1 pseudogene is annotated in these 294 nt (G+C 40.5%); it reads left to right on the plus strand.

Features of this window, described 5'->3' with window-relative positions:
* A pseudogene (locus tag JKP73_RS22770) lies at positions 1-294 on the plus strand (hypothetical protein); the annotation flags it as partial.

Below are 294 nucleotides of genomic sequence, written 5' to 3' on the forward strand. Positions count from 1 at the left end.
CTTTCTCTTTCAAGGAACTTCCGATCTTTCTGCTGACACTATAGGAGTTAAGGAAAATCCGCCAGCATTTTTATTTGACCTTGTTCAATCAACACAAACGATATTACCGCAAAGTGCCTTATTAGCAGCACTAAGTATTTTAATTATAGGTATTATTACTGGATTAGATGGTTCTGGTTTTGCGGGGTTGCCTTTAACAGGGGCATTAGCTGCTTCCTTACAAAACAGTTCCATTCATGTTACAACGCTTACTGCTATAGGCCAAATGGGTTCTATCTGGACTGGAGGGGGAAC

Origin of the sequence: Virgibacillus salexigens, from assembly GCF_014905415.1 — a bacterium.
Taxonomy (GTDB): Bacteria; Bacillota; Bacilli; order Bacillales; family Amphibacillaceae; genus Virgibacillus; species Virgibacillus salexigens.